This window comes from Novipirellula sp. (assembly GCF_041583735.1).
Classification (GTDB): domain Bacteria; phylum Planctomycetota; class Planctomycetia; order Pirellulales; family Pirellulaceae; genus Novipirellula.
On record NZ_JBFHFD010000396.1, the window covers coordinates 1 to 8,165 of the forward strand.

General features: G+C 57.0%; 7 protein-coding genes. 1 reads left to right on the top strand and 6 read right to left on the bottom strand.

The window, feature by feature from the left end:
• Positions 1–551: putative zinc-binding metallopeptidase (locus tag ABX962_RS23705; RefSeq protein WP_372722920.1), on the bottom strand; the 551-nt coding region annotated here is incomplete at its 3' end.
• A gap of 124 nt (positions 552–675) precedes the next feature.
• On the opposite strand from ABX962_RS23705, the gene ABX962_RS23710 reads away from it, so the two are divergent.
• Positions 676–1,965: a GTPase gene (locus ABX962_RS23710; protein ID WP_372722922.1), complete on the top strand. Its 1,290-nt coding sequence runs from the start codon at positions 676–678 to the stop codon at positions 1,963–1,965.
• Between the two features lie 214 nt (positions 1,966–2,179).
• Here the strand turns inward: ABX962_RS23710 and ABX962_RS23715 are convergent, their stop codons facing one another.
• The 5 genes from ABX962_RS23715 to ABX962_RS23735 all read right to left on the bottom strand — a co-directional run bounded on the left by ABX962_RS23715 (position 2,180) and on the right by ABX962_RS23735 (position 7,640).
• Complete coding sequence (locus ABX962_RS23715; protein WP_372722924.1) at positions 2,180–2,533, bottom strand: hypothetical protein; 354 nt, start codon at positions 2,531–2,533, stop codon at positions 2,180–2,182.
• 50 nt (positions 2,534–2,583) lie between these two features.
• Positions 2,584–3,393, bottom strand: coding sequence for a DUF4198 domain-containing protein (locus tag ABX962_RS23720; protein ID WP_372722926.1), 810 nt, complete (start codon positions 3,391–3,393; stop codon positions 2,584–2,586).
• A 201-nt stretch (positions 3,394–3,594) separates the two neighbouring features.
• Positions 3,595–4,689 (bottom strand): DUF1559 domain-containing protein, encoded by a 1,095-nt coding sequence (locus ABX962_RS23725; protein ID WP_372722928.1) that lies wholly within the window; start codon positions 4,687–4,689, stop codon positions 3,595–3,597.
• 350 nt (positions 4,690–5,039) lie between these two features.
• Positions 5,040–5,687 (bottom strand): hypothetical protein, encoded by a 648-nt coding sequence (locus ABX962_RS23730; RefSeq protein ID WP_372722930.1) that lies wholly within the window; start codon positions 5,685–5,687, stop codon positions 5,040–5,042.
• 318 nt (positions 5,688–6,005) lie between these two features.
• A complete protein-coding gene (locus ABX962_RS23735; protein ID WP_372722932.1) occupies positions 6,006–7,640 on the bottom strand; it encodes a peptide chain release factor 3 in 1,635 nt (544 codons plus the stop codon).
• Positions 7,641–8,165: the final 525 nt, after the last annotated feature.

Here is an 8,165-nt window from a genome sequence, read left to right on the forward strand (position 1 = left end):
GCGGGCCAATCGCGATATTGAGTCCGCCAGCGTGAGCCTGGCCGCAACCAGACCGCAAATGTCTCGGCAAAATCCTCCAATGGATGGGCTTGAGCGTACCACATATCGAGGTTCAGCACGTAATCGCGACTCGATGGCGTCGGTTGGTAATAATCGGGGTAGGTTTCCGAGGGGCTGCCGAAAAGTTCGCGATAACGTGCTTTTCGGCGGATGCGAAACGCGGTATCAATCGCGTGTCCCGCCTCGTGACGCAATATTTTCATGCACCACTGCTGTGTTCCCCCCTCAACCTCCAACAGCTGTTTTCGCTCGAGCCGGGCCAATCGGGGATGGGCCAAGTAGAAGGGAATCGCGATCCCGGGGATGCCGTCGGGCGAATACCAATCGTCGCTGAGCCAGCAATGCGGCCGAAAATTTAACCCCCGACTCGCCAATTCCTGGTTGAGCTGCTCAATTCGTTTCTGCAGCGGCGTGTCACGAATCGTGAGCTTCAAATCGCACATCCGCATATCCAGCAGCCGTTTATCGCTTAGCTTGGATAGGTTTGGCATCGTCGAGAGTTTGGGCTCTGGTTTTGCCATTTCACCGTGTATGCAATGAAGCAAATGAAAAAGAATCGAAACGAAGAGTTTGCGTCAGTTTATTCAACTTGCCCGATTTGTTACCCCTAAAAAGATGTCTTCTAAAAAAAACAGCAACGAGGACAAGGCTAATTCACGCGAAGCGTTACGGTTGGGCCCGAGTGTGTGCACCCAATTCACCGGCGCCGGTCGCTCGGCGATCGCCGTGATCGGGGTCGCTGGAGCGGCGGCACGCCCAGCGGTGATGCGATGTTTTACCGCGGCATCGTCTCGCGAACTGAAACCCAATGAAATCCGTTATGGCGACTGGCACGGACCGATGCGGAGCGTCGATGACGGTTCGGTGGTCGAGTCGGTTGCCAGCGAATCGATCGTCGTAATCATGCGAGCCGAGGATCAATGGGAAGTCCATTGTCATGGCGGCACCGCCGCGATCGATCGCATTCTGGCTGATTTGAACGAGGTCGGAATCACATCGGTCAAAAACGAGGATTGGCCGTACCCCTGGTTTGCCGCCTCGGTGGGGCCCGTGACTCCGTCGCTATTGGTCCGCGAAGCCACCGCTGTGTTAACGCAGTGTCAAACCGTACGAACTGCCGCTGTCGCAATGGATCAAGTCCGCGGGGCGCTACATGAATGGGCGTCCCAATGGATGAATGTCGCTGATCGCTCCGCGATCTTGCGGGCGGCTGAAAAGAAGCCCGACGACGAGGGGACGCAAGACGAGGGGACGCAAATTGATATCGACGACCTGCATCGCGAAGTTCGAGCGATTTTGGCTTACGCGGCGATCGGGGGGCGGTTGACGGCGCCGTTTCGTGTCGTGTTATCAGGCCGCCCGAACGTCGGAAAAAGCAGTCTGATCAATGCGATTTTGGGGTACGACCGCAGCATCGCAACCGCGATCGCAGGTACCACTCGCGACGTCTTACACGCCGAGACGGTGATCGACGGATTGCCCATCCGGCTGACCGATACCGCCGGGATCCACGACAGCGGCGAGTCGATCGAGCGTGAAGGGATCAGCCGGGCGCTGCGGGAAGCCAGCACCGCAGATTTGCTGCTCGCCATTCAGACGCCCGACACCCCTGCGATTGCCGATCCGGCTTCACCGACGCCGCGAATCGACGTGCTCAACAAAAGTGACTTGCTCACGACGAAGTCGTCCGCCAGTGATGTGATTCAAACCATCGCAACGACGGGCGAGGGGATCGACGTCTTGCTCTCTGCGATCGCAGATCGATTAACCGGAGCGTTCCCGCCTGCGAAATCTCCGGTCCCGCTGAACGAACGTCAGGTGCGGTGTCTAGAGAAGCTGCTGGACACGACCGAACCAATGCGATTAACCGCCGTGCTCAAAGAATTGCTCGACGGGCCGTCGTAGCGAAAGCCGTTATCGGTTTTCGGCTGGGGTTGCCGGGCGATTGGCGGCCGCAGGCGTCTATCACGGCGGCGTTCATCGGTACGAATTGCCGTAACCGCCCGTAGGCCGGATCGCAGTGGAGCGAAGCTCCGGCATAGAGGCGGTATTAGATTTAACACCACGTTCGCGTCCGCCGGATCGGCGTCACTTGATCCGGCGTGCAGTGACATCAAGATCACTCGGGTATATCACGATCACTTGGGATATCGGTGTTGGCGATGACTTCGTCCGAGGACGCATCGAAGTGGTTGCGGCACGCTTCGCTGCATAGATGTGCGGTGTACCCGTGCACTTCCGAAGTGATCTGGTCGCTACCGTCCATGCCAAGTTTGCAGACGTAGCACTTTTCGATCACATGATCTTCGGTGCCATCAAGCAGGTCGGCCTTTTGCAGGGCAACGAGCGTCGCTTCGCTGGCGGGCTCGGTTGTCGTCAGTGGATCTGCGGTGGTCGCGGGGTCAGTGTTCTCGCTACAGCCTAGGACTGCGATCGAAAGCGTCGCTGCCGCGAGAAAGAAAACTCGTTTCATCGTTTTTTCCTTGAGTCAAAAATTGGATTTTTAATGCGTGTCGCGTCGTTTTACTTGTGATTGGCAACGCGGTGTGAATTGGGGACATCGATGGTGATCGTCGATGCATAGCTTGTGAATTCATAGTCGTCGCTCCGCTCGTCTATCGCGGTGTGATGGGCGACGATCAAATGACGATTGCCGGTCTTGGGAACAAACGTCACCATGCCGTCACTGTCGCTGCGAAATTCGTACTCGGAATCAAATTCGCCGGCCAATTCAGTCCCTTCGGGGATGAACGCGACCACCGCATCAGCGAGCGGTTTGCCTTGGTGCAACACTTGAACCGTGATCGGGCTGCCGGCGACGGTTTCGCTAAACGGACACGTTTGCATGACCAATTCCAGCGGCAATCCGAGTGGTTTTTCATGCACATGGCGGTCCACTGTGGGTGAGTCGAGCGAGTCGGAAACAAGAAAATAGGTCTTGGCGGTGCGGATGCTGCGGATCGATTTGCCGTGGTTCATCACGCGATCGAGCGACTGCGTGACACAGTGGACGCCAGGCTCGTGAACCGCCAACGGGGTGGTCCAGTAGCCTTCTTTTTCAGCCGATGCCGTTGCAAACATTTTACCCTTGATGTCGGTTCGCTGCCCACCGGGCGCGATGTGGTCAAGCGAAACCCAATCCAGAGTAATTCGGCCGGCAAGTTTAAAATCACGGTGATGGTTTCCATGATTGCCAAGCCGAAGGTCAACGTAAGCGTTTTCGCCGGTCCGCACGATCGGCGTGTGGGTGCTGACCCAAACGTCGTGCGCCGACGCCGTGGAGGTGATCGCGAGCAAACCGATCAACGACAAACTTTGTAGTGAGCGAATCATCAAAAATTCCTTCGAGTGGAAAGGGGGGAGGGAGGGAGTTAAGAGGAATGGTGTCGGCGTACCCAGTCGGGGCCGATTTCGAGCAGGATCGCGTGAAATGCATGTTCTGGAGGGAAGGAATCCCAAATTGCGTTTGCGATCGCGGTCTGCAAAGTGGGGTGAAGATTCGCAAACGTTTGCGAATTCACCAAATAGCATGGTTTAAAGGTCCCCCATGACTTCGTGGCCGTTGCGAGTGCCGAGGGCACGCCAAACATCCAAATTGATGCTCTCGGTAACAAAGCCGACGCTGCCGTCGCAGCGTGCGACGTGCACGCCGCCGGGGTGGTTGCTGCGAACGCCGAATACGCCCCAGCCGCAGCTCTGCATATCCGGAATCCCACTTTGCGGCGGGTGATAGTGCGTGTATCCGGTCCAGTACTCACGGCCGTTGATCCAGCCCGCGCCGCGTTGTCCGGACCATCCGCGATGCAGACTGCTGGCACGCGTGTAGGCTTCCATCAAATTGGGATCCTCAGGCAAAACGTAGCCTGTCATTCCTGGTTCGGCGGGAGGCATTGTCCGGCTGATAAAGGCACAGGTGACGTCGAACATCGTGCGGCGTCGCATCGAGTCAATTGTCGGCTCGCTGGGGGACTGTTCGAGCTGGCCAAGCAGATGTTCGGAAAACGCCGCGGTGTTACTCAATCCGTCAATAATCGCTTCAAAACCAACGTTGGCATTGATCCACGATACGCCGTCGGTGGGAAGCCGGGTGTCATACAACGTGCCGACGCCGGTGCCGGTGTTCATCGCGTAGTTGGTACCGGAATAGGCTTGGGTGGGGCCACTTCCTGATAGCGAGGTCACGTAAAACGTTTGGTCATTGGCTTCGCTTGGGCACGTCAGCGTGGGGATCGCGGTGGCCGCTGCGGTATCGTGCGGGGCGACCAATTGGCCGGGGCAGCATCCGACATGCAGCGGCCGATCGAAATGGATCATGTCCAACATGTTGCCTTGTTCGTAAAACGGTGCCATCTGAGCGAACACCGAAAAGTTGCCTGCCGTGCTGGTGCCGTTCGTGTAGTTGGTTGGCAATTTGCGGTGCGAGCTTTCGTAGTTGTGCATCGCCAGCGTGATTTGTTTCAGGTTGTTGCTGCACTGCATCCGCCGGGCGGCTTCGCGAGCCGATTGCACGGCGGGCAACAGCAGCCCGACAAGGACACCGATGATGGCAATCACGACGAGTAGTTCGACCAGGGTGAATCCGCGTCGGGCCGGTTTGGGTATGGGGGGAAACGAGAGGATCGAGGGCATTTTGGAAGTCCGTTGTGGTGTGGATCGGGTAGGCGCAGACCGCTAGCCAGCACGCGGCAGCCAGTTGTCGCGAAGGGGGGGGCGATGGTATTTGCATCCGGGCATTGCATTCGGGCGTCGTAAGTCGCTGTCGCGCCAGCGGCGAAGACCACACTGGTGTGAGGAGCGAGCCTTCAAACACTAACGCGGCAGCGGTGATTTCTGCGTACTCCGAGAATTCCACGCACAGCGGAACGATCGGACGCGCAGCAACGAGTCGGATTGCAATCGGAACAGGGGGGAAGAGGCCTTTATCGCACGCAGGGCCAAGAAAGCCGCACTTTGCGTGAAGGCACTGGGGGACGCGGGCGTTAGGGCACCGGCGGTTCCGGAGATAGAGTGATCGTAATCGCGTGTTGATGGCCGATCACGAAGCGGAACAGCAACAGCGGAGTGCAGCAGGCGAGCGTTGGCGGACGGGTTGGGATCACCGCACTCGAAAAGATCGACCAGAGTAAATCGATGCCGTGACAGCCCGCAGCATCCTCGAGCCGAACGAGTCGTGTTTTCGGCGGCAATTCGGGGCTAGAATCCTGGTCCGCCGCAGTGGCAGGCTTCGCCGCACATTTCGCCGATGCACCTGAGCAACAGCCGCACGCGGTCGCGGATTTGGACGGGGAGGTTTCGCTTTTTACCAGCGAAAGATCAAAGGATTTGCGAGTCCGAGCGATCAAAAATGCAGGAGGTTGGACGTTGTTTTCGGCCGCCCATTGCAATTTTTCGGCGTCACTGTGGCAGCAGCATTTGTCCCAACAATACTCGGCCGTCGAGCAACCGCAGGGGCAATTTTCACAAGGAAATCGCCCAGTTTTCTCGGAAAGAGGAGCGGAGATGGGCAATCCCGTCATTCCACAGGCCAACACAATCAACAGCGTGACGCTGATGATTCGTTTGAGCGTGTTCGATCGAGGGGAATGAAAGAAAAACAAAGCGGGCTCAAAGCCTCTAAGGCGTGCCAAAGTTCGGCTCGCTCCTCACGCCTGAGATTCTACACGCCGCCGAGGCAAAGTAAATCAGCAACCGGCGGCGAATTTGTGCGACTTGCTGCCGCATCGCCGGAGACTACGGGTCAATGCCATCAACTTTGGCTCTAAGCGAGTGGTTCTTGTAGCAGAGCGGCGCGAGCCGCCCGGCAAATTTCGAACGTTTTACTCGCTGCAACCGGGCGGACCCCGCGCCGCGCCGGTACTAAAGTAGATGGCATTGGGCTACGGGTGTCGTGATCGCAAAGTCATTGATCAGTTTGGCCTAACGATCAGTTCGTCACCGTGGATGGATCAGTGCGACGTTGCCACACGCATTTCCTGGAATTGTATATCAGGATTGGCACGATGCAGTGCTTTGACATCCCATTCGGACTGTAGCAATACAGCGTCATGACCAAATTGGTCCAGTGCGAGTTTGCCAGAGTAGGGGAGTCGGATATTTGCTTTTTGCTCGGGCGTGGCGTTAAACCAGCGGACCAATTTGTACGGCCGCCAACTCAGCGACGTGGGAGCGTTGTACTCGGATTCCAGACGATAGCGGACGACATCGAACTGCAGTTCACCAACGGCGGCCAACAAATTTTCGCGACGTTTGGTGTGGGCGTCATGAAAGACTTGAATCGCCCCTTCTTCGATCAGCTGTTTCAGCCCGCGGTCGAATTGTTTCCGCCGAGCGGTGTCGGTGCAATCCAACACAGCAAAGAACTCGGGTGAGAACTGGGGCAATCCCTCTTGGTGGACAATCTCATTTTGGCAGAGCGTGTCGCCGAGTCGGAATTCGCCGGGGCAAACCAATCCAATGATGTCTCCCGGGTAAGCCTCGTCGATCGTTTGGCGGTCTTGGCCGAAGATGCGAAACGCGCGAGCCAGCCGAATCTTCTTCATCGATCTCGCGATTGTCACTTCCATGTCTCGTTCGAACATGCCACTGCAAACTCGCAAAAACGCCACGCGGTCGCGATGCCGAGGATCGAGGTTCGCTTGGATCTTGAAAATGAATCCCGAGAAGTTGGGCGAAGGAGGCTCGGTCGCGTTACGAGATCCCGGCGGTGGACATAGTTTGAGGAATCCATGCAAGAAATGTTCGATCCCAAAATTGGTCAACGCACTACCAAAGAATACCGGCGTTTGCGCACCGCTAAGAAATTGACTCTGCTCCAGCGAGGCTCCGGCCATTCGCACCAATTCCACCTCTTCGCCGGTGGCGTCAATGAGATCCGAGCTGATCGCCGGTTCGACCGTTTCCAAATCGGACCAGGAGACCACTTTTGACGAGATGCGACGATTGGCACGATGTTCATCAAACAGGTGAACCGAATCATCATGCAGGTCGATGAAGCCGCGGAAGTCTTCGCCGCTGCCCAGCGGCCAGTTCTGTGGCACCGGTTCGATCGAAAATTTTCGTTCAATCTCGTCGATGATTTCCAAAGGCGAACGACCGCGACGGTCGACTTTGTTGACGAACGTCAGTACGGGGATCTTTCGCAGCGCACAGACGCGGAACAGTTTTTCCGTCTGAGCCTCGATCCCCTTGGCCAAGTCGATCACCATCACAGCAGCATCGGCGGCCATCAGCGTGCGATAGGTGTCTTCGCTAAAGTCATGGTGACCGGGGGTGTCCAGCAGATTGATTTGGGCTCCGGCAAATTCGAACGTCAAAGCGGTCGAGCTCACCGAGATACCACGCTCCTGCTCCATCTCCATCCAGTCGGATTTTGCAGTCCGCTCAGATTTGCGTCCTCGAACTGCACCGGCGATCTCGATCGAGTTACCGAACAGCAATAGCTTTTCGGTCAACGTCGTTTTGCCAGCATCGGGGTGCGAGATGATAGCAAACGTCCGTCTCCGCAAACGCTGTGTTTCAATTTCGGCAATCGACGAAGCTGATTTGGCGGCGGTGGCGGGGCGGGTGGGCAGAGTGCTCATAATGGAACTTGGATCGTAGATGACAGGCGTTGCGTGGAGCCACTTGTGGCGTCGTCCCTCACTTCCTGGTCGAGCGGCAAAGCAAGCAGGTCCGATCAGGCGAAAGGACACGGAAGAAGAAGCACAGCGTTCGAGAGTGACTGTCAAGTAAAGCGACAATCGGACGGCGATGTTCGCACTGCATTGCAGCGGTTCGTCGTCGGCATTCGTGCTAAGGGGGAGTGGTCATGCAGAAAAGGTAACTTCTTAGTGGCCTAGCGGCAACGGGACATCTCGGATTCATACCGTCTGGTTCACACTCACAGCGTCATAAAAATGGGGGGATTTCAGGCCTCGACGCGGGCGACGGTTCACAAACCGGACTCGGGATGTCAATCCACTAGCGAGCGTCGTGGAGCGTATCAAATGTCCGCCAAGAGGGATCGTTAGCCTTGTCCGCTACGGAGGGAACGCCGCCGCAACTGGATTTCATCTTGCGGCGAATCGATGTCGCAAGCCGCTTCGGGGCACTGCAGCAGATGCACC